This is a genomic window from Halomonas sp. GT (assembly GCF_002082565.1).
Taxonomy (GTDB): Bacteria; Pseudomonadota; Gammaproteobacteria; order Pseudomonadales; family Halomonadaceae; genus Vreelandella.
This window is the reverse complement of sequence record NZ_CP020562.1, coordinates 2,997,200-3,018,521: the sequence shown is the minus strand read 5'-3', so window position 1 is coordinate 3,018,521 and position 21,322 is coordinate 2,997,200. Positions and strand designations below refer to the sequence as shown.

The 21,322-nt window shown below is 52.7% G+C and carries 12 protein-coding genes; 5 read left to right on the top strand and 7 right to left on the bottom strand.

The features are described 5' to 3' along the window. The first annotated feature begins 14 nt into the window (after positions 1-14). Entirely contained in the window at positions 15-1,364 is a 1,350-nt protein-coding gene (locus B6A39_RS13905; protein ID WP_083006652.1) for a serine hydrolase domain-containing protein, read from the top strand. Here B6A39_RS13905 and B6A39_RS13900 read toward each other — a convergent pair. From B6A39_RS13900 to sstT, 4 genes are all read right to left on the bottom strand, one after another. Continuing rightward, complete coding sequence (locus tag B6A39_RS13900) at positions 1,361-1,693, bottom strand: AzlD domain-containing protein (protein ID WP_083006651.1); 333 nt, start codon at positions 1,691-1,693, stop codon at positions 1,361-1,363. The genes B6A39_RS13905 and B6A39_RS13900 overlap by 4 nt on opposite strands. Then, positions 1,690-2,412: an AzlC family ABC transporter permease gene (locus B6A39_RS13895; protein ID WP_083006649.1), complete on the bottom strand. Its 723-nt coding sequence runs from the start codon at positions 2,410-2,412 to the stop codon at positions 1,690-1,692. The genes B6A39_RS13900 and B6A39_RS13895 overlap by 4 nt, the downstream gene beginning before the upstream one ends. Beyond that, entirely contained in the window at positions 2,409-2,939 is a 531-nt protein-coding gene (locus tag B6A39_RS13890; protein ID WP_083006647.1) for a helix-turn-helix domain-containing protein, read from the bottom strand. The genes B6A39_RS13895 and B6A39_RS13890 overlap by 4 nt, the downstream gene beginning before the upstream one ends. A gap of 69 nt (positions 2,940-3,008) precedes the next feature. After that, the gene (gene sstT / locus B6A39_RS13885; protein ID WP_083006645.1) at positions 3,009-4,244 is read right to left on the bottom strand and encodes a serine/threonine transporter SstT; all 1,236 of its coding nucleotides are present in this window, start codon (positions 4,242-4,244) and stop codon (positions 3,009-3,011) included. Positions 4,245-4,487: 243 nt separating this feature from the next. On the opposite strand from sstT, the gene B6A39_RS13880 reads away from it, so the two are divergent. Beyond that, positions 4,488-4,817, top strand: coding sequence for a hypothetical protein (locus B6A39_RS13880; RefSeq protein ID WP_083006644.1), 330 nt, complete (start codon positions 4,488-4,490; stop codon positions 4,815-4,817). 95 nt (positions 4,818-4,912) lie between these two features. On the opposite strand, the gene B6A39_RS13875 is transcribed toward B6A39_RS13880, so the two are convergent. The 3 genes from B6A39_RS13875 to B6A39_RS13865 all read right to left on the bottom strand — a co-directional run bounded on the left by B6A39_RS13875 (position 4,913) and on the right by B6A39_RS13865 (position 15,024). After that, positions 4,913-5,239 carry a hypothetical protein gene (locus B6A39_RS13875; RefSeq protein WP_083006642.1) on the bottom strand — a complete coding sequence of 109 codons (327 nt, stop codon included), beginning with the start codon at positions 5,237-5,239 and terminating at the stop codon, positions 4,913-4,915. A gap of 291 nt (positions 5,240-5,530) precedes the next feature. Beyond that, positions 5,531-14,278: a GH36-type glycosyl hydrolase domain-containing protein gene (locus tag B6A39_RS13870; RefSeq protein ID WP_083006641.1), complete on the bottom strand. Its 8,748-nt coding sequence runs from the start codon at positions 14,276-14,278 to the stop codon at positions 5,531-5,533. 137 nt (positions 14,279-14,415) lie between these two features. Continuing rightward, the gene (locus B6A39_RS13865) at positions 14,416-15,024 is read right to left on the bottom strand and encodes a CDP-alcohol phosphatidyltransferase family protein (RefSeq protein ID WP_083006639.1); all 609 of its coding nucleotides are present in this window, start codon (positions 15,022-15,024) and stop codon (positions 14,416-14,418) included. A 266-nt stretch (positions 15,025-15,290) separates the two neighbouring features. Here B6A39_RS13865 and B6A39_RS13860 point away from each other — a divergent pair, with 266 nt between their 5' ends. The 3 genes from B6A39_RS13860 to B6A39_RS13850 all read left to right on the top strand — a co-directional run bounded on the left by B6A39_RS13860 (position 15,291) and on the right by B6A39_RS13850 (position 21,299). Further along, complete coding sequence (locus B6A39_RS13860; RefSeq protein WP_083006637.1) at positions 15,291-16,931, top strand: DASS family sodium-coupled anion symporter; 1,641 nt, start codon at positions 15,291-15,293, stop codon at positions 16,929-16,931. 157 nt (positions 16,932-17,088) lie between these two features. After that, complete coding sequence (locus B6A39_RS13855) at positions 17,089-18,237, top strand: exonuclease SbcCD subunit D (RefSeq protein WP_083007916.1); 1,149 nt, start codon at positions 17,089-17,091, stop codon at positions 18,235-18,237. Further along, the gene (locus B6A39_RS13850; protein ID WP_083006636.1) at positions 18,234-21,299 is read left to right on the top strand and encodes an AAA family ATPase; all 3,066 of its coding nucleotides are present in this window, start codon (positions 18,234-18,236) and stop codon (positions 21,297-21,299) included. Before B6A39_RS13855 ends, B6A39_RS13850 begins: the two co-directional genes overlap by 4 nt. Positions 21,300-21,322 lie beyond the last annotated feature (23 nt).

Below are 21,322 nucleotides of genomic sequence, written 5' to 3'. Positions count from 1 at the left end.
CCTGGGAGTTGGTTATGACACAATTTTGTCGTCGTTTTAGTGTGATGTTGTCACTAGCATTGCCCGCTATGCTGCTTAGCTCTATGGGGCATGCTGATACTACGCAGGCGAGAGCCTCGGTATTAAGTGCCGAAGCTTCTGACCCTAACCGCCTAGGCTGGATGCAGGGCTTCCCACCTGCGCCAGAGCAGGTGATTGGCCAGCCAGACTCCAACTACTTTAGTTTCCCCAAAATGCGCTGGACGGTGTGCCACTTTCGCGAGCTGTTGCCTACTAAACAGGTTAGCCGTGGCTTGGGTGCACCTGTTCCTTTGCCCTATGCATTGGACGACGCGATAAACGATGTCACCTTCACCCCGATTGACGGTAGTGAGCCTATGTCGTGGCAGGCGTCGCTAAATGAAAACTACACCGATGGTCTGCTAATTCTTCACCAAGGGCAGGTGGTGTATGAGACTTATTCAGGCTGTTTGGATGAAACAGGCCAGCACGGCGCTATGTCGGTGACTAAATCCATGACCGGCTTGTTGGGTGAAATTCTGGTGGCAGAAGGCGCGTTGAATGAGCAGGCAATCGTGGGCGATATATTGCCGGAACTTGCCGACAGTGCTTTTGGTAATGCCACGGTGAAGCAGCTGCTTGAAATGACCACAGGCCTTGCTTACAGCGAAGATTACAGTGACCCCAACGCTGAGGTCTGGGCCTACAATGCGGCGGCAAGCCCGCTTCCCAAGCCAGACGATTACACTGGACCGCGCACCTATTATGAGTATTTAGCGACGGTACAGCCGGAAGGTGAGCATGGGCAGGTTTTTGGTTATAAAACGATTAATACCGATGCACTTGGATGGGTGATCGCTCGCACGACGGGGGAATCGGTGGCGTCACTATTGTCATCGCGTCTTTGGCAGCGGTTAGGCATGGAGCAGGATGCTTACTTTACCGTCGACTCTATTGGTACGCCGTTCGCAGGGGGCGGTTTGAGCGCTGGCCTTCGGGATATGGCCAGGGTCGGGCAGTTGGTGCTCAATGACGGCGTAATGGACGGTGAGCAGCTATTTCCTGCAGCGGCCGTTGAACGCATTCGACAAGGCGGCGACAGGCAAGCGTTTGCCGCCGCGGGATATCGTTATTTACCGGGCGGCAGCTACCGTGGCATGTGGTGGTCTCTGCATAACGAGCATGGTGCCTTTGCCGCAAGAGGCGTGCATGGACAAACCATTTATATTGACCCTACCGCTGAGATGGTGATTGTGCGCTTTGCATCGCACCCCGTGGCAGGAAATGCAGCTAACGACCCTACGTCACTGCCCGCCTATCAGGCTGTTGCGGAGTATTTGATGGAAAAAGCGGGAACGGATTAGAGCGTCGCTACGATCTCTACCAAGCCAAATGTCGCGACCCCGGCAGCCACTGGCCAGCCCAAAGAGCGTAACCGCCACCACACCAGTAGCGTAACGGAAAGCCCAACGGCAGTGGCTAGCCAGGAAATAGCGTTTGGGTTAACGGGCACAATGGAAACCCCCAGCACGGCGGCAATCATTAATGGCCCCAGAATACCCAGCCACTGGGGCATTGTATTAATGCCCGTGTCGCTGCCCAATCGGCGCTGCATCCACAAGAAGGGCACCACGCGCATCAGCAGGGTACCCAGTGCGCAAACCGCGACGGCTAGCCATGACTCGATACTCATGATGTGCGCCTCCGTGTTTGAAATTTGACCGTGTAGAAGCACAATGCGCCGCAGGCAGCGGCGAGCGGAATAGCCACATTACTCCACCCTGACAGGGTCAAGCTCAGCGCAGCCAAAATGGCGCACCCCATGGCGGCTGCCCAGCGTTTATCGGTGAATCGTGGTGCTACCATGGTTAGAAATAAGGCGGGCAGCGCGAAAGGCATGATCTCTCCCAGCAGCGGCCAACGTGCGGTAAACGCTTCACCCGCGGTGGCACCGACAGTCGTCCCTACAATCCAAGCGCCCCACGCCAGTAACGATGCACCCACAAACCAGCTAAAGCGCTTAGCGTCAGGCAGTTGTGGAAGCCGGGTTAATGCCAGTGCAAACACTTGGTCGGTTAGGCCGTGCATTAGCCAAGGCCAGTGGCGGCTACGTGGAAGCAGCTCGGCTAGGTTCGGGCCGTACACCACGTGGCGCACATTTATTAACAAGGTCATTGCTACCACCAGCCACAGCGGTGCACCAGTGGCGATCATGCCCACAAACAAAAACTGTGAAGCACCCGCGTAAATCAGTGCGGATATAGCGGTGGCTTCAAGGGTGCTAAAGCCTGCTTGGCTAGCCACTAGGCCAAACGATAGTGCCACTGGTATATAGCCACCCAATAGGGGAATGGCTTCGCGTACGCCTTGCAGCGCGCTACGCCACGGCGAGTGGCTGGCAAGTTGGTTCATGGTGCATCCCCCCGTTCGCCGTACGTAACGGTGAGTAGCATGGTGGCCTCTTGGTCTTGGGTGCGGTAAAGGTGAGGCTTATCTGCACGAAAGGTGATGCTTTCGCCAGGGGTTAGCGCAGTAATCGCCCCTTCCGGGCCAACTTCTAGCCAGCCGCTAATAAGGGTCAGCGTTTCCTTAGTACCTAGTGTGTGAGCCTCAGCGTGGCGCAGAGTATGGGGAGCACAGCGCATCCAATAGGCATCTACCTGGGGCGAGCCTTTGCCTTGGTCAATTAACTGCACTTGTACGCCATCTTCCCCTAGGGGCACGGAAATTGGCGCGACCAGGGTGCCGAAGGGGACATTCAACTGCACTGCCAACCGCCAGATGGTATCCAAGGTGGGGTTGCCATTCCCTTGTTCCAGACGGCACAGATTCGATTTGGCGATGCCAGCGGCATTGGCTAGAGAGGAGAGCGACCAGCCCCGCGCTTGGCGGAGAGATTGCAAATGCTGGCCTAGGGTACTAAGTGAGTGCTCATCCATTGGTTTACCTCGCTGTTCCTTTTATAGAACGTTCTATATAAGGAACAGCGAGAAGTCAATCATATTGCGTTAAAACGTTTGGTCAGAACTGGAAGGCTGACGGGCTCGGCAGGCGGCGGCAGTGAACAGCACATCCGTTGAGGAATTAAGCGCTGTTTCGGTCGCGTCCTGTACCACGCTGATGACAAAGCCAATCGCCACCGCTTGCATAGCGACTTCTGTTGGAATGCCAAACAGGTTGGCGGCCATTGGAATGAGCATAAGCGAACCACCGGCTACGCCTGAAACACCACAGGCAGCCAGTGCAGATACCACGCACAATAGTAGGGCAGTGGGGAAGTCGACGGTAATGCCTAGCGTATGGGTGGTCGCCAAGGTAATGACCGTTATGGTGATAGCTGCACCACACATGTTGATCGTCGCGCCGAGCGGAATTGAAATAGCGTAGGTGTCGGCATCCAGCTTTAGACGGCGGCACAGCTCTAAATTTACGGGAATATTCGCCGCAGAACTACGGGTGAAAAAGGCGGTGATGGCACTACCGCGCAGGCAGGTGAACACAAGTGGATAAGGATTCTGGCGGGTAGTGAAGTAAACGAGTAGTGGGTTACTAACAAGAGCGACAAACAGCATACAGCCGACAATGACACCCAGCAGTTGAGCGTAGTTCAGTAATGCATCGACCCCTGATTCTGCCAAGGTTCCTGCGACTAAGCCAAAGATGCCAATCGGCGCCAATCGAATTACGAGTGTGACAATGCGGGTGATAGCAGTGGACAAATCGCTTAACGCTTGGCGGGTGGTATCGCTGGCTTGGCGTAGCGATAAACCAAGGCCAATGGCCCATGCCAGAATAGCGATAAAGTTCGCTTCCATCAGCGCACTAATCGGGTTAGCCACCGCATTTAATAACAGGTCCCTTAAAACGCTAAAAATATCCCCAGGCGGATTACCATCAATTTGCCCCGCATTTAATGAAAGTTCGGTGGGAAAAAGAAAACTTGCCGCCACTGCAATTAACGCAGCGATTAATGTACCTACCACATACAGTATGAGTACGGGGCGAATATGCGTTGGTTGACCTTTCTTGTGTGCGGCGATGGCAGCGGTAACCAGCACAAAGACCAAAATAGGGGCAACCGCTTGCAGTGCGGCAATAAATAGCTGGCCAAGCAGTGCCACATTGCCTGCAATATCGGGTGTGAAAAGGGCGATGAATATCCCGGCAATAATGCCAATTAAAATCTGCGGGATAAGGCCCAGCCGTAAAAGTGGCTGAAACACAGTGTGGACGGTGGCGGTCATTGCGCGACTCTCAGGTAGTAGAAGGGAAAACGTTGCGGCGATAGGCCGTGGACGTGCCTGAAAGGGGCAATATTCTACCAGCTGTGAGCATGATGCGGCGTAGCGTGCCAAAAACTCTTCAAAGCGCTCACTTAAATGAGTGGTTAGCGATATACTGCGCAAGTCGCTAGGCCTTGCTCTCTGTGACACCTCCAATGTGATCAACTGCTTCTCTCAAAAAGAAAAAGAACCAGGAGTTTATCAATGCGCATTAACGTGTTATTCGCTGCACTGCTGATGCTGTGTAGTTCGTCGCTTGTCATGGCCGCCGACTATTACGTAGATATTACTAATCGTACGGGTTATACCCTCTACTATATGTACGTAAGCCCTGCAGATTCGAAAAGCTGGGAAGAGGATGTGCTCGGCAATGACGTGCTGATGGATGGTGGTACTCAGCGGGTGACGATTACGGGTTATGACAGTCCTATCTTCGATATTCGTTTAGTCGATGAAGAAGATGATAGCTACACTTTTTGGAATGTAGACGTATCAACTCAAGATCTAGTGGTGACGTTAGATAATTTAGACTAAAAATGTTGACCGGCTTGCCCCTTCTCAACAGCGACCTCGCTGATAATGCTTCGGGATAGGGGCGAGCCGTTTTGTTTCGTGCACGTCGCTATTGCTTAAGCAATAGCCGGTATTTGAGAAACCACTTCGGCATTGGGACGGCGGCTTATCACGCTAGAAGATAATGACTCGGTACTATCAGCACTAAATGTCACTAGATCGGTGTAGGCCTGCTCGGTCAGACGAGTTACCTCTGGAGATACACCCCACTTCAACAACATTTCGTCGATATGATGTTCAGCTGCTTCAAACTTGCCGCAATGGCTAAGCAGTTTGGCGATGGTGTAATCGCATTCCGGGGTATCAAACATTTCTTCCCTGATCTCTTGAATGGCCAGTTGGAGGCCTTTTCGGGAAATATCGCTTAACTGGTTAGGTTGCATGCCACGACTCCTTGTGAATGCTAACGGTTTCGAATGCTAACGATTACAAATACTGTGCTGTATTAAGCTCGGCGCTCTTTTGTACGCCTCTTGTACCTTTCGAGGCTAATACACTGTTCCGAGAGATTCAATCGCAAATTAGAAATGTTTCAAAAAATTAATTAGGTCTATTAAAGCACCGTCTTCATGGTAGGTGAGTGTAGATTAGTTGCTCACCTAGCTGCTCACTGAGTAAAAAATAAATTCACGAAAGTTATACAAGAAATTAAATAATCAGTCATCCCACCGTCATCATGTAGGTGCGCACTGCCGGATAACTATGTCTAGTTGATGCTGCTGACTATCTAGGGGCACTCGAATGGGCATGCCAACCTCCGTTTCTGCTAAGTAAACGCCATCCAGTGTTGCAGTGAGGGCTTGGCTTAAGAGATTCTGACTTAATGTCGCTGGAGAAGCTTGCGCGTTGTTCACCTTGATATGATAGTGCGATTGGTCAAGGGTAATGTCAGCAGTAAAATACGGCCAGCTCGCTGGCAGGCATGGAAAAATCACCAGCCAGCTAGCTTCCCGGCGAATGCCTAAAATACCCTCTATACCGGCTTGATACATCCAACCGGCGGCGCCGGTGTACCATGTCCAGCCTCCTCGGCCCACATGGGGAGCCACGGAATACACATCAGCAGCCACCACATAAGGCTCAACACGATAGCGGGTAGCCGCTTCCGTGGTGGTGGCATGGTTGATGGGGTTAAGCAGTGTAAATAGCTGATGGGCTTTGTCACCTTCACCCAGTTGGGTAAAGGCCAAAATTGCCCACATTGATGCATGGCTATACTGTCCGCCGTTTTCGCGCATACCTGGCGGGTAGCCGCTTATATAACCAGGGTCCTGCTTAGGATGATCAAAAGGAGGCCAAAAAAGCAGCGCTAACTGCGGGTCGTGCAGAATGAGTTCGCGCTCCAGCGAGTGCATCGCGAGCGTCGACCGTTCAGGGTCGCTGGCGCCGGAAAGCACCGACCATGATTGGGCGATGGAATCAATCTGGCATGCATCGCTTTGTTTGCTGCCTAGCCAAATGCCGTTGTCGTAAGTAGCTCGACGATACCACTGGCCATCCCAAGCGCTGTCTTCAAGCGCTATGCGTAGCGCGTGAGCATGTTCATACCAACGAACGGCGCGTTGAGGATCATCTGAGTGGCAGGCTTGGGCCTCGCGCTGCTCGGCAATTGGCGCGAATTGATGAAGTGTTTTAAGCAGCAACCAGCCTAGCCACACACTCTCTCCCTTGCCCCCAGCACCCACGCGGTTCATACCGTCATTCCAATCCCCACCGCCTATCAGCGGCAAACCATGTTCACCCAGTTGCGAAAGGGTGATATCCAGTCCACGTGCGCAGTGTTCAAACAGTGGGGCGGTTTCTAGAGAGGTGGTTGGCTGGAAAAAATGTTCGTGCTCATGCGATGACAACCGTGCACCGTCTAGAAAACTCACCGGCTCATCAAGCACCGCTATGTCATGGGTTGTTGCGATATAACGCGCGCAAGCGTAAGCCAACCAAACCCGGTCGTCAGAGATGCGCGTGCGCACACCTTGTCCGGAATGTGGCAGCCACCAGTGCTGTACATCGCCTTCAGGGAATTGACGTGAAGCTGCTCGCAGTAAATGCTGGCGCGTTGTAGCGGCGTTGCTAAACGTCAATGCCATGCAATCTTGCAACTGATCGCGAAAGCCATAGGCGCCGCTGGCTTGGTAAAACGCTGAGCGAGCCGTTAAACGGCAGGCGATGGTCTGATACAGCAGCCAGCCATTTAGCATGATGTCCATCGCCTGATCAGGTGTTTTGACCTGGATGGCATTGAGCTGCGTATTCCAATGGTCATGAATGTTGGCAAGCTCGGCATCAATATCAGCATCACGAAAACGGGTAATCAGCCTCGCAACGTCGTCATTGGAGCCACCCTGACCAAGCAGTACTATAATGTCGACTGTTCCTTCTGGGGCTAGCGTCACGGGACGCTGAAGAGCGGCGCAGGGATCTAGTCCCGCGCCTAACGTGCCGGAAAGCGGCGTTTTACAGCGTAACCCAGCCGGTTCGGCCAGGTTTTTTCCATAACCGATAAACTCGCTGCGATTGCCAGTCCATTGGGTAGGTGGTTCGCCAATATCGAGAAAAGCCACTCGGCCTGGGAAGTCGGCATTCCATGGATTGGTAACTAACAACGCACCGCTTTCTGGTGCTTGTGACGTAATAAGGAAAGGAGCTGATGCGCTGCGCGACGTGCCCAAAACCCACTCTGCATAAGCAGTCACAGAGAGTTTGCGCGTCTTATTTGAATGATTAATCAGTCTCAACCGTGAGATGCGCAACGGGGCATCCAGCGGCACAAAGTGCAACAGTTCTAAGCTAAGCTCGTCATTCTGATGTTCAAATTGGCTATAGCCAAAGCCATGACGCGCAACGTAGCGGCCTGAATCACGAATCGGGCTTGCCGTTGCCGTATAAAGCGCTAGCGTCTCTTCATCCCGGACATAAATAACATCACCGCTTGGGTCAATAACGGGATCATTACTCCAGTGTGTCAGCTGGTTTTCTCGGCTGCTATCTGCCCATAGATAGCCAGCGCCATCTGCTGATACTTGAAACCCGAACTGTTGATTGGCAATCACATTAATCCATGGCGCAGGCGTTGAGCTGCCTGCTTCTAAGATGGTGACATACTCTCGTCCTTGCTTTGCAAACCCGCCCCAACCATTAAAAAACTCCAGTGTAGGCCGCTTAAACTGGTGAGGATTGTGAGCCTTATCTATCAACTGTCGGGGGAGTGCACGTTTGGTAATAACAAGCGGAGGCTTCGCGGTGCTCTGTTGGGACAACATAATAGACAGCTGAACGGCAATTGATCCTCGGTGCGCTATCAGCACCACGCGAGCAATCGAGTGAAGCTGAGAGCGTGACTGGGCGCTTGCTAAGTCGGCGCGTAGGGCATAAACCGTTCCCTGGGCATAGCCACTGTGAAGTCGGGGTCTTGCCTGACTGCTGAGAATCGTGGCTTCAATGGCCTGCTGTAGATCTTGAATGTAAGAAGATGCACGCTCATTGATGATGACGACATCGACTTCGAGACGTTTCATGCGCCAATACTCATGGGCGCGAAGTAATTGATGCAATTGTGGCAAGTCGTCAGTGGATTGAATTCGAAGCAATACGATGGGTAAATCGCCGGAGATCCCGTGTTGCCACAGCAGCGATTGTTGAGCTGCGCCGCTTTGAATGGCTTTCTGAGGTGCTCTAAAGCGTGCGTCTGGATAGAGCAGTGGGGCAGCTAACCGCTGAAAGTCGGCGGCCTCCTCTGGCTGAGTGCCCAAATGGCGTAACTGCACCTGCGCTTGAGTCCAGGCGAGCATTTTTGCTCGCTCAAAGGCGCTAACATCATGATGTTTATCAATGAGATCCATCAGCGCCTCGCGTGAGCCAGCAACGACCGTCCAGTAAGCGATTCGGGCGGCTTTACCTGGCGCGATCCGCAGGCAGTAGCGCGATGCAAAAATAGGGTCAATAACACTCCCTACCGTGCCTGATAAATGCTGGCCTTCAGCAAGCGCCGTCGCTGTGGAAATACGGTTGCCCCGGCCAATAAATTGCTCGCGGTCGGTCTCATATTGGAAATCTCCCACAGTATCGCCTTCTACGACGGCGAAGTGAGCTACCCATACTTGCGCTTCGCTGGGGTCTCGCCGCCGACGGGTGGCAACTAACGCATTGAATGCTGGAAGGTATTCAGTAACAACGAACATTTTGGCAAAGCTAGGATGGGCGTTGTCGGTACTCGGCGTGGTGAGTACTAATTCTGCATAAGTCGTAACATCAATGTCGCAGGTCTGGCGTCCACTGTTGGTCAGTGTTAGCAAGCGTACTTCGCTGTCATCTTCCCCAGACACCAGGATGTCTAAGTGACTGGCAATAGATTCGTGCCGATGGACATAGCGGGCATAATCTTCAGCAAATAACACGTGATTGTCGTCGTCATTAGCACTGGCATGTGATTCCAGTGATTGTCCTGTTGCACTCCAAACGCTTGGGCGTCGCGTATCGCGGAGAAAAATAAAACTTCCCCAGTGATCGCGTGTGGTATCTGGTTGCCAGCGAGTTATGGCAAGATTGTGCCATCGGCTGTAGCCGCCACCTGTTGCGGTCAACATGACAGAGTAGTTGCCGTTTGAGAGCAGGTGAGTCACCGGAGGTCCGTTGACGCCGGTTGATAGATGGCGCACGGTTTGTGCTTCGTTGATCGTTTGGCTAGCGGTTGATTTCACCTCTTCCGCACGGGGGTGAGCAATAGCCACATCCCGTGGAATACGCTCTTGAAGCAATAGCTCGCTCGCTTGGATCATTGGTTCGCGGTGGAAGCGTTGGCGCATCTGTCCACGGTGGAGCGCATTAGCGATGGCAACGATAGTCATGCCTTGGTGATGTGCCATGTAGCTGCGCACAATCACCAGCTTGGCACCTTTGGGGAGCCGTGAACGGGTCAGGTCTAGCGCTTCGTAGTAGCCATAGCGTCCTAGCGCGCCCATTTCTGCAAGGCGTCGATAATTTTTGAAGGCCCCCTCTGGGTCTATCATTGCCGCTAAGCCCGTTGCATATGGCGCGACTACTAAATCGGCCGATAGACCACGCTTAAGCCCCAACCCAGGCACCCCGAAATTGGAGTATTGATAGGTATGCTCTATGTCCCGTGCGTTATACCCCGACTCAGAAATACCCCAAGGCGCTGAAAACTGTGCGGCGTATGTTTCCTGGCGTTTAACTACTAAGCGGTTAGTTTGCTCCAGTAGGCTGCCAGCGGGTGCGCGCATTATCAGCGACGGCATCAGGTATTCAAACATAGAGCCTGACCAGGAAATCATTGCCGCACCCTCTTTTAAGGGGGTGGCAGCGCGCCCTAATCGGAACCAGTGGCGAGTGGCTACATCGCCTTTGGCAATGGCAAACAGGCTGGCTAGCCGTGCCTCTGACGCCAGCAGGTCATAACAACTGATGTCCAGACTGACGTCGTCTAGCGAGAAGCCGATCGACAGTAACTGCCTTTCAGGGTTGAGAAGAAACGCAAAATCCATACTGAGGGCAAGCCGTCGCACTTTACTGGCCAGTTGCTGAAGCCGCTCTTCATATGCACCGTTGGCGACTGTGTTGTTTTTGTAGTCACCGCTATGCTGTGTAGCCGTTTTGTGCAGTGCTGCCACCCAAAAAACCACATCTTCGCCAACATCATTGCCCCTATTTTTATTACCCCCTTTATTGTCATCTTCACCATGGCGATCGCTATGATCATTAAACAGGTCACTGGCTGTTCTAAGTGCTTGTTTTGTATGTTTGGTGAGGGCTTCCAAGTCTAATGACGACGTTTTATTTTCGCATAATAGAGTGGCGACTTTCTCAAGCTGTTCAGTGAGCGGTTTAGTGGGTAGGGATTTTTCTATTGATTGAGAAGCGCGCTTAAGTTCTTCAAATTTAAGTGCTTCGATTGCCAACGCCAATGTATCGGCTAGTGCTTGGCGAGGATCAGGTTGAAATGTCGTGTCCTGCCAGGTTTCCAAAGCGTTGGCGAGGGTAATGAGGTGGCCAGCAAGATTGCCGCTATCGACAGTAGATACATACCTGGGGTTTAGCGGACGCAGATCATCGATTGCATACCAGTTAAAGAAGTGACCACGATAGCGGGGCAGGGTTTGCATGACGGCAAGTGTCGTTTCTATACGGCTTAGCGCGTTGAAATTGCCGATCCAGCCAAAATCACGCGCCGCCAGTATCGACAGCAAGTATAGGCCCATATTGGTCGGTGACGTTCGCTGGGCGATAACTGGTTGAGGCTCTTCCTGAAAATTGTCGGGCGGCAGTAGATTGGTTGATGTAGTTACAAAGGTTTCAAAGTAGCGCCAGGTTCTACGTGCAATTAGCCGAAACTCGCGGGCGGTTTCTTCTGCTAGTAGAGGTTGGTTCGCAGTACTAACTGAACTGCTTAGCCAAGTTGCCAGCACAGGCGCTGCTATCCATAGTAGTGCGATCGGCAAGACCACTAGCCAAACACTACTGTTAAACCATAACGCACCGAAGGCAATGGCTATGCCAAGTAATGTACCGGGCGCCATGTGCCGATAAAAACCCCAAACGGTCAGGTGGGGGCATTTCATCGTTTGGGCAGACGATGTCCACTCTAATAAATGGCGGCGAGTTATAAAAACGCGTGTCAGGGTGCTAGCAATGGCATTTAGCATCCGCCAAGCCTGGTCGGGGAGAAACATTACTTGCAGTAAAATTTGTTTCAATCCCAGCGTCAGTTCATCCCTCCATTGTTGGAAGTGGTAACGAAGGTTGACGCCTGCGCGCAGCGGAGCGAACGACGTTATTAACGACAGTAAGACCGGTATGCTAATGACCATAATAACCATTAAGCTGCTGACAACGGCCATCATGACAGGCAGTTGCCAGCTCACCGCAAGGCAGGCTAACAGTAACGGGGGGAGCAGCGATCGGCGTAGATTGCCGAGTATTTTCAAGCGCCCTGAAGGTGGTAACGAGGCTGTCAGTAGCCAAGGGAGTAACTGCCAATCTCCTCGCACCCAGCGATGTTGGCGTTTGGCCACCACATCATAACGGTCTGGAAAGTCTTCTATGACTTCAATATCTGATGCCAATCCCGCACGGGCAAAAATGCCCTCAAACATATCGTGGCTTAGTAGGCTGTTTTCAGCGATACGGCCCTCTAGTGATGCTTCAAAGGCATCAATATTATAAATACCTTTCCCCGCAAACGAGCCATCACCGACGAGGTCTTGATAAAGATCTGAAATGGCGGCGGCATAAGGATCAATGCCGCCTGGAGAAGAGCAGAGCTGTTGATAAATAGAGCCTCTTTCGCCTGTAGGCATTGATTGAGTGACGCGTGGTTGCAAAATTGCATAGCCTTCCACTACCCGTCTTTGCTGCGTATCAAATCGAGGATGATTTAACGGGTGGGCTATTTTGCCAACCAGCTTGCTGGCGGCTCCTCTTGGCAGGCGTGTGTCGGCGTCCAGCGTAAGAATATAGTGCACATTTCTTGGCAGGGAAGGTGGGGTTCTGAAGGTCGTGTTCGTCGCGCCACGTAACAGTTTATTGAGCTCATGAAGCTTGCCCCGTTTGCGCTCCCATCCCATCCAGCATTGTTCACCTGCGTTGTAGACACGGTTGCGGTGTAGTAAGAAGAAGCGCTTTTCATGGCTGGAAGCACAGTAGCGTTTGTTTAATTCCTCAATGCGTTTTTCACAAATGCTCAACAGTGCCTCATCGGTGGCTAGTTCTGCCTGCTGGGCATCAACACCATCTGTTAAGAGTGCATAGCTAATAGCACCGCCATCACTACCCAGGTGGTGCACCTCAAGCCGATCAAGCTGTTCTTTTAAGTCGGCTTCATTGGTCAATAGCGTTGGCATTGCCACCAGCGTACGAAGAGAAGGGGGAACACCTTTGGAAAGATCTAGGCTAGGCAGTGGCTGAGCGCCAATATTATAAATAAAGAAACGATTGACGATAGACGTAGCGAACTCAATTGTGGGCAGGATACCCAGGGCTGCCAACAACAATAACCAACGTGACGACACCTCGCCTGAATGCATTGATAGCAGCAACCACCCTGCCAATACCATCAAAGCGACGGTAGTCGCTGTCAGCATTATGACGTAGCCATTGATGCCATTTTTCAACAGCAGCTGGCGAAAGCGCCGTTTCAATGGCGGGCGATAGTTAAGGCGTTCTTCTAACGTATTCCTACCCGCTGCCACTAAAAAATAACCGGGGTCTTCGACTCGTGCTGCCTCATGGACATCATCGGTAAGTGGCAGCGCTTCTCGTGACAGCGTTAGCGTATGATCAACGACTTCCAACTCGCTATAGACTGAGCCACGGGCGAGCTCTTCCACTGCAATGCGATACTGATTACGTGTTGAAAAATCGTACTGCGCAAAACGGCTGTGTTCGCGTAATTTTGCGTCTACCAAACTGACACTTTCGAAAAGCTCAGCCCAATCGGTGCTAGAAATAAAACGCATACTGGTAATGATATTTCGCACAGTAACGTTCGCAGCACCTTGGCGCTGTTGGTTACTTTGCACGACATCATCGATGGATTCGCCCTGGCGATTAAGCTGCTCGAAAAGCCAGCAGGCCAGTGCATTGGTATGGGGGTTAACGCCGCGTAAACGTTTGGCTAATTGAGCTATAAAAGGCGCCGACAGTGGTGTTTTCTGAGACGTAAAAGAAGGGAATTGATGATCAATTGAGCCCTCATCCATTGAGCAGCTATCTGTCGAGACGCTATTAGCCGATTCGTTGTTTACCGAGTCATTTTCAGTAGCAATCCATCTGGCCGCAAGTGTGTCCGCGGCATCGCGCGCCGTTTGTTCACTAATAATTTGATCGGCAAGTCGACGTAAATTTTCAACTAATACAATACGAAGCGTTATCGCGACCGCCCATAACTCTCCGATTGTTAGTGGCTGTACGCGTTGATAAGCTTTAATAAATGTACGTAAGTTAGCGAGTTCTATATTGCTATCGGTATGAGCGATAAATGCCCATGCAATACCAAATACGCGTGGATAGCCCGCAAAGGGACCTTCTGCAAGCTTTGGTAACTGTCGGTAATAACCCGGCGGAAGATCACCGCGTATTTCACGAATTTGTGCTTCGATAAGATGATAATTATCAAGTAACCAAGCGGCGGCTGGAACGACATCTCGACCCTCTGCCAGTGTGACAGCGCAAGCGCGGTAAGCGGCAAGTAATACGCGAGCATTATCGTTTAGACGGCGCGTCAACGACACTACTTTGAGAGGGCTTGCAGTCACAACTTGCGCCAGCGCTAAACTACCCGCGTGCTGTTCAAGCCGTTCTGCACTAAACAACTCTTCACGTACTGGCGTGGAAGAACTCCACAATGTTAAAGAAGCTTTGTGTTGGCGCACACGACGAAATAAAGGCGTCTGAAAAAAAAGAGTCACGGGTTACATCCTGATGAATGTGTACAGCACAGCTCTTAAAACAATGCTTTTCTATCAGGACGATGTGCTTAACGTTCGCTGCTGTCGGTTCGATAGCGCACATTGCGTGCGTCACCGTCGAAGGGCTAACGTAAGTGCTAACGAAGGGTCCAATAGCCTCCCCATAGCCGCGTGGCAGTCGTGATTAGACAACCGGCTGCAAAGAGACCCGCTAACCATGGAAAATACTGAGGAAACAAGCAGAAGAGTACTAACGCGATAACGGTTTCTGTGCCTTCGGTTAACCCCTCTAAATAGTAAAATGCTTTTTGTGGAAAGTTTGGCCGTTCAACATTGCGTGCTTTCGCCGCAATAGCAAAGGCTAAAAATGATGTCCCTGTGCCGATAAATGCGAATAGCAATACCGCTGCTGGCAGCGCATTTTGCGCAGGGTTAGCCAGCGCGAATCCCAGTACTACCGCAGCATAAAAGACAAAATCTAACCCAATATCAATGAACCCACCCGCATCGCTTTGCTGGCCGCTTAGCCTGGCAAGTGCACCATCTAGCCCATCACCAAGGCGGTTCAATAAAATCGCTATCAGTGCCAAAACATAATATTCAAAGGCTAATAGCGGTAGCGCGCTCATACCTACTAGAAAAGCGACTAAGGTAACTTCGTCAGGGGTAATCTGCTTATTGTTGAGATGCCGAGCCATACTGGCAAGCGGTCGATGGGTCAACGGCATAGTAAAACGGTCGAGCACGTTAGTACCTCCTTGGAAAGCGTCTCAAACCTACCGTGATAAAGCAGCAATGTCACATAAGTGTTGGCTAATAATTTCGACTAAAGTGGTTAGACTTTGGTTGTAATTTTAGTCAATTCGCTGGACTAATACTTGGCTGCAGTGAATAAAGGGCACCAAAAAATCAGCTAGGCTGGTTTTAATACGCCATAGGGGGTTGCTAAGAGAAGCTCCCTTTCGATCACCTGACTGCGAGCGGTACTTTGATAATGCGCAGAACTGCCACAATGACACTCTGGGAGTCGCTTTGGCACTCCCATGACCAAGTCAAAAACCTACTTATGTGTGCGTTGCCAACCTCCGGTGCTGGACGCTCACCCTCTACTACGTCAGGTGAGCAACAACACTCGGGTAGCAGGCCGCCAAAGCCACCTGCCTATACGAAAGCTCAAAAAGTTGGGCTAGTGCTAGGGCCGCTACTGTTTGCCTTTGTTCTGCTGTTTTTTCACCCTGCGGAACTAAGCCTAGAAGGCCGCATGGTGCTTGCTACCACGCTGTGGGTAGCCGTGTGGTGGATTACCGAAGCGATACCTATTCCTGTTACGTCACTACTGCCCATTGTATTGCTGCCGATTACTGGGGCGCTTGAGAGTAGTGCGGTGACAGCAGCATATGGCAACCCTATTATCTTCCTTTTCCTCGGCGGTTTTATGATTGCCCTAGCGATGGAAAAGTGGGATCTGCATAAGCGCATTGCTCTCACTATTATTTCGGTATTGGGCACCAGTATTAACAGTATTGTGTTCGGCTTTATGGCGGCCACTGGCTTTTTGTCGATGTGGGTATCCAATACGGCGTCGGTTATGATGATGCTGCCTATTGGCACTGCGATTGTGTATCAGGTGACACAAGAGCTGAGTAAGAGCGATGGTGATCATAGCGAAGACATCGATAAATTCAGTAAAGCGCTGATTTTTGGCGTTGGTTACGGCGGTACTATTGGTGGTTTGGGTACCCTGATTGGTACGCCTCCCAATATCATTCTGGCAGCGATTGTGAATGAACTGTTTGGTGTTGAAATTACCTTTGCCAGTTGGATGATGTTTGCTTTTCCGGTCGTTGTGGTACTGCTGTTTATTGGTTGGCTAATGCTGACACGCTTTATTTACCCGATTAAATTTAGCAACCTTCCGGGTGGTAAGGCGCTCATTGCAAAGGAAAAGGCTGCGCTGGGAAAGATCACCTTTGAAGAGAAAGCCGTGCTGGTTGTTTTCCTGTTAGCGGCGTTTTTCTGGATTACCCGTTCTTTCCTGTGGCAAGGCCAAATACTCACCATCCCAGGGATTAACGACACAATGATTGCCATTGTGGCGGCGATTGCGCTGTTCTTAATTCCTTCACCAAATAAAGGCGGCTGCCTGCTGGGGTGGGATATTGCGAAAGACGTACCCTGGGGCATTCTGCTGCTATTTGGCGGTGGCTTGGCGATTGCTGCTGGTTTTGGTTCCTCTGGTTTAGCTGCCTGGATTGGTGGTCAGATGAGCGTGTTGGAAGGCGTTAACTTCTTGCTGGTGATCTTGCTTGCCGCTGGAATGGTGTTGTTCTTGACCGAAATTACCTCCAATACAGCAACGGCCACGATGATTCTTCCGGTGCTTGCCTCACTGGCGTTGGCGTTGGATATCCATCCTTTCGTACTAATGGTACCTGCGGCCATGGCAGCGAATTGCGCCTTTATGCTGCCGGTGGGCACGCCCCCCAACGCGATTATTTTTGCGACCGGAAAAATCAAAATTATCGAAATGGTACGTAACGGCTTCTGGCTAAATATTTTCGCACTGCTGCTTATCGTTGCGGCAGTTTATTTCTTATTGCCCCTCATGTGGGGAATCGATCTAACCACCTATCCGGACGCGTTCCGCGACTAACAGCCAGCCACTACTGTTGCTTCAGCCCCGCCATGTGCGGGGCTTTTTGCAGGGAGCTTTGGTAAATAGCTTTGGTAGATAGCTTTTTGTGCTGCGTGACGGACAGTTTGGAATGCAGATTGCTATGATGGGGCATATTTTTTGCGTTGAGCCTGCCATGCGACTACTTCATACCGCCGATTGGCATCTAGGGCGGCTGTTTCACAACCTCTCTCTGCTGGAAGACCAGCGCCATGTACTGAACCAGCTACTGGATATTATCGACCGCGATGCGGTGGATGCTGTGCTGGTTGCAGGCGATATTTACGACCGTTCGGTGCCGCCATCCGCCGCCGTCACGCTGTTAGATGAGGTGCTTGGTGAGCTGTGTGAAAAGCGTGGCCTACCGGTGATTATGATTTCCGGCAACCACGACGGCGCTGAGCGACTCGGCTTCGGGGCGCGCCACCTGCGCCAAGCAGGGCTGCATATTTTGTCTGATCTATCCGCCTGCGATCACCCCGTGACACTGTCGATTAATGGGGAAGAAGTGGATGTGTTCGGTATTCCCTACGCTGACCCAGAGTATGTACGCAGCCAGTTTTCGGTGGATGTCCGCGATTTCGACAGCGCCCACCGCTACTTAGTCGAACGTATCAACACCCAGCGCCAAGCGGGTCGACCTACTGTGCTTATGAGCCACTGCTTTGTGGATGGCGGCAGTGCCAGCGATTCAGAGCGACCGTTAACCTTGGGGGGAGCGGAAAGTGTTGCTTGGGAGCCGATGCAGTTGTTTGACTATGTCGCCTTAGGCCATCTTCATGGGCCGCAATATCGCGGCGGTAATCATATTCGCTACAGTGGCTCGCTGCTTAAATACAGTTTCTCAGAGGCTAACCAGCGCAAAGGCGTCACGCTGGTGGATATTGGCCCCGAGGGCGTGATCCAGATCGAACACCGCCCGCTGACGCCGCGCCGAGAGGTGCGTGTGCTGGAAGGCGAACTGACCGAGCTGCTAGCACAAGGCAGAACCGATACCCAAACCGATGACTATCTACTCGTTCGGTTGACCGACCGTCACGCGATTCTTGACCCCATGGGGAAGCTGCGCGAGGTCTACCCCAACGTGCTGCATTTAGAAAAGCCCGGCATGTTGGAAGCCCAAGGACGTCAGCAGCTAGATCGCGAACGGCTGCAGTTCAGCGCGTTGGATATGTTTAGTGATTTTTTTACCCAAACCAGCGGGGGCAACATGAGTGATGAGCAGGCCAGTGCCATGCGCGAACTCATCACCGTCCTAAGCCGTGAGCAGGAGAGCCAGTCATGACGCCGTTAACGCTCACCATGCAGGCGTTTGGCCCCTTTGCAGGCAGCGAAACGATCGACTTTACTGCGCTGGGCAAAAGCCCGTTGTTTCTGATTAACGGCCCCACTGGCGCAGGGAAAAGCTCGATATTAGATGCCATCTGTTTTGCGCTTTACGGCCAAACCACCGGTAATGACCGCGATGCCGGCCAAATGCGCTGCGACCAAGCTGCTGCTACCTTATTGACCGAGGTGAGCTTGGATTTTCGCCTGCGCGATAGTGCTTACCGAGTGCGCCGAGTGCCCCAGCAGGAGCGCCCCAAGGCGACTGGTGAAGGCACAACCACACAAAGCGCTGAAGCCCAGCTGTGGCGGCTGACCCCGGAAGGTGATGAGGATGAATGTTTGGTGGCGCGTAAGGTCACCGATGCCAACAGCCAGCTGCACGCGTTAATAGGTCTGGATGCTAATCAATTTCGCCAAGTAATGGTGCTCCCCCAGGGGAAGTTTCGTGAACTGTTATTAGCGGAATCGAAAGACCGCGAGAAAATTTTTTCCCAGCTATTTCAAACCCAGATTTTTCAGCGCATTGAAGAGCGCCTGCGTACCCAGGCGAATCAAATAGAGCGAGCGGTGAATGATCACCGCCAGCATATCAGCGGCATTTTGGCCGGGGGCGAGCTGGAAAGCGAAGCGGCATTAGCGCAAGAAGTAGAGGCGCTAACCCCGCAAGTAGGGCAAGCGCGTCAGCGTTTTGAAACCGCTCAGCAGCAGCGCCGTGGTGCTGAACAGCGACGAGATGAAGCCCAAGCGTTACAGCGCCAATTTGAAGCGCGAGACAGCCTCGCCGCAGAGAAAGCACGCCACCTTGAGCAGCAAGCGCAAATAACGGCCTCTCAGAGCCGCTTGACCCAAAGCGACCACGCTCAAGCGCTGCGACCTTACAGTGCTGCGTTAGTCCAAGCGCAGCAGTCACTCACTACCACCCAGGAAGAGCAGCGACAGGCTGATGCCGCGCTGACTACCCAACGTACGAATACTGAACAAGCCAAACGTACCTTTGAAGCGGCACGCCAGCGCCAGACCGAACTACCTGCACTTCGCGAGCGCCATCGTCAGTTGGGCGAGTTTATCCACAAAAGCCAGCAGTTAAGTGAGCTTGAAGCGCACTGGCAAGCGGCACAAACCGCTTGGCAGCAAGCCGATGACATACTTAAGCGTGATGAAGCTCAATTAGACGGTATTCGTCAGCATGGTGAAGCGCTAAGCGTTACGCTTGAGCAGCTACAAACGGAAAGTCAGCAGTTGGCCAGCGCCCCTGCAGAGCTGAGCCGTCATGAGAGCCTGCTAGCTCAGCGACAGGAGTTGGAGGAGCTGATGCGGCAGGGTTGTGAACTTGTCGCTCAACAACAGCAGGCAACGGCGGCGCTTAAAGGTCGGCGCAGCGAAGCAGAACAGGCTAAGCGCCACGCAACGGAGCAAGAGATGCGCTGGCACCAAGGGCAAGCCGCACTGTTAGCGCTCACCCTGGAAGAGGACGCGCCTTGCCCGGTGTGTGGCAGCCTTGAACACCCATCCCCAGCGGTTCAGCATGCTGATATCGTTACCCAAGCGCAGGTAGAAGAAGCCCGCTCAGTTGAGGAGCAGGCCCGCCACGCCTTCCAAACCGCCGAGCGTCAGGAGCAACAGCTAGCACAGCAGCTTAGCTACAACGCCGAGCAGAAGCAGCGCCTTACTCACCAGCTAGGCGCTTGGGCCAGCCAGCCGCCGTTTGAGCTGCAACAGGCCTGCGAACAATTGCGCCGCCAGGTCGGGCGTCACAAGCATGTCCAGGGTGAGATTAACCGGCAAAACGCTGCTCGTGACGAGCATCGCCGGGATTGGAGCGCGTTAGACAAACAGCTCAAAGCCCAACGGCCTCAGGTTGAAAAGGCCAAAGAGGAGGCGTTACGGCTAGAGAGCCAGCGCGATCAATTACGTCAATCGCTGCCAGAAGATGCCCGTAACCCGTTGGCCATGCGCCAAACACTCACTGAACTTGATAACCAAATTGCTGAGCTTGAACAGGTCTGGGAGCGTTCACAGCAGGTGCTTTCGACGAGCGAAACCCAGCAGGCGCGGGCAGAAGAGCAGCTGCGCAGCGCAAACCAACAGCTGGCGCGTAACCAGCAAGCGCTTAAACAGGCTCAGGCTGAGTGGCAAACGGCGTTACAGGCCAGTTCATTTGAAAGTGAAGCTGCTTTTCAGGCGGCTCAGCTAGAGGATAGCCAACGGCAAGCCCTGGCTCGCCAGGTAGAGGCCTATCAACGCCGGTTGGCTGAACTTGACGGCGCGCTACACAATTACCACGCCCAGCTGGCCGAAAAAACGCCGCCAGATCTCGCCGCACTCGCCACACTCACTGAAGCCGCCCAAGCGGAGGAGCATACTCAACTCGATGCGTGGCGGGCGCTAGATGAGCGGTTAAATACGTTGCAGGGTGTTCGCCAGAAACTTACCGCTGCCCGTGCGGCCCAGGCCGAGCTTGAAGCCCAATATCGGGTGTGGGGAACGCTCAGCGAAGTGGCTAACGGGCGCACCGGTAACCGCATTAGCTTGCAGCGTTTTGTGCTGGGAGTACTACTAGACGACGTACTGATTCAGGCGTCTGAACGGCTGGTGCGTATGAGCCGCGGGCGCTACCAGTTGGTGCGACGTGAAGACCCATCCAAGGGCAATAAAGCCTCGGGATTGGAATTAGACGTGGCCGATACCTACACCGGAAAGAGTCGCTCGGTAGCGACGCTTTCTGGCGGCGAGTCGTTTATGGCGGCGTTGGCGTTGGCGCTAGGTCTTTCTGATGTGGTGCAGGCCTACGCAGGCGGTATTCAGTTGGATACGCTATTTATTGATGAGGGCTTTGGCAGCCTTGATCAGGATGCATTAGACCAAGCGATTGCCATGCTCAGTGAGTTACAAATGGGTGGGCGAATGATTGGGATCATCTCGCATGTCAGCGAACTCAAAGAGCAAATGCCTGTCCGTGTTGAAGTGCGTGCCAGCCGACTTGGTAGCTCGGTGGAAGTGAAGGGCGCGCTTCTTTAATGCCTGGGGTGGCGTTAATTCAT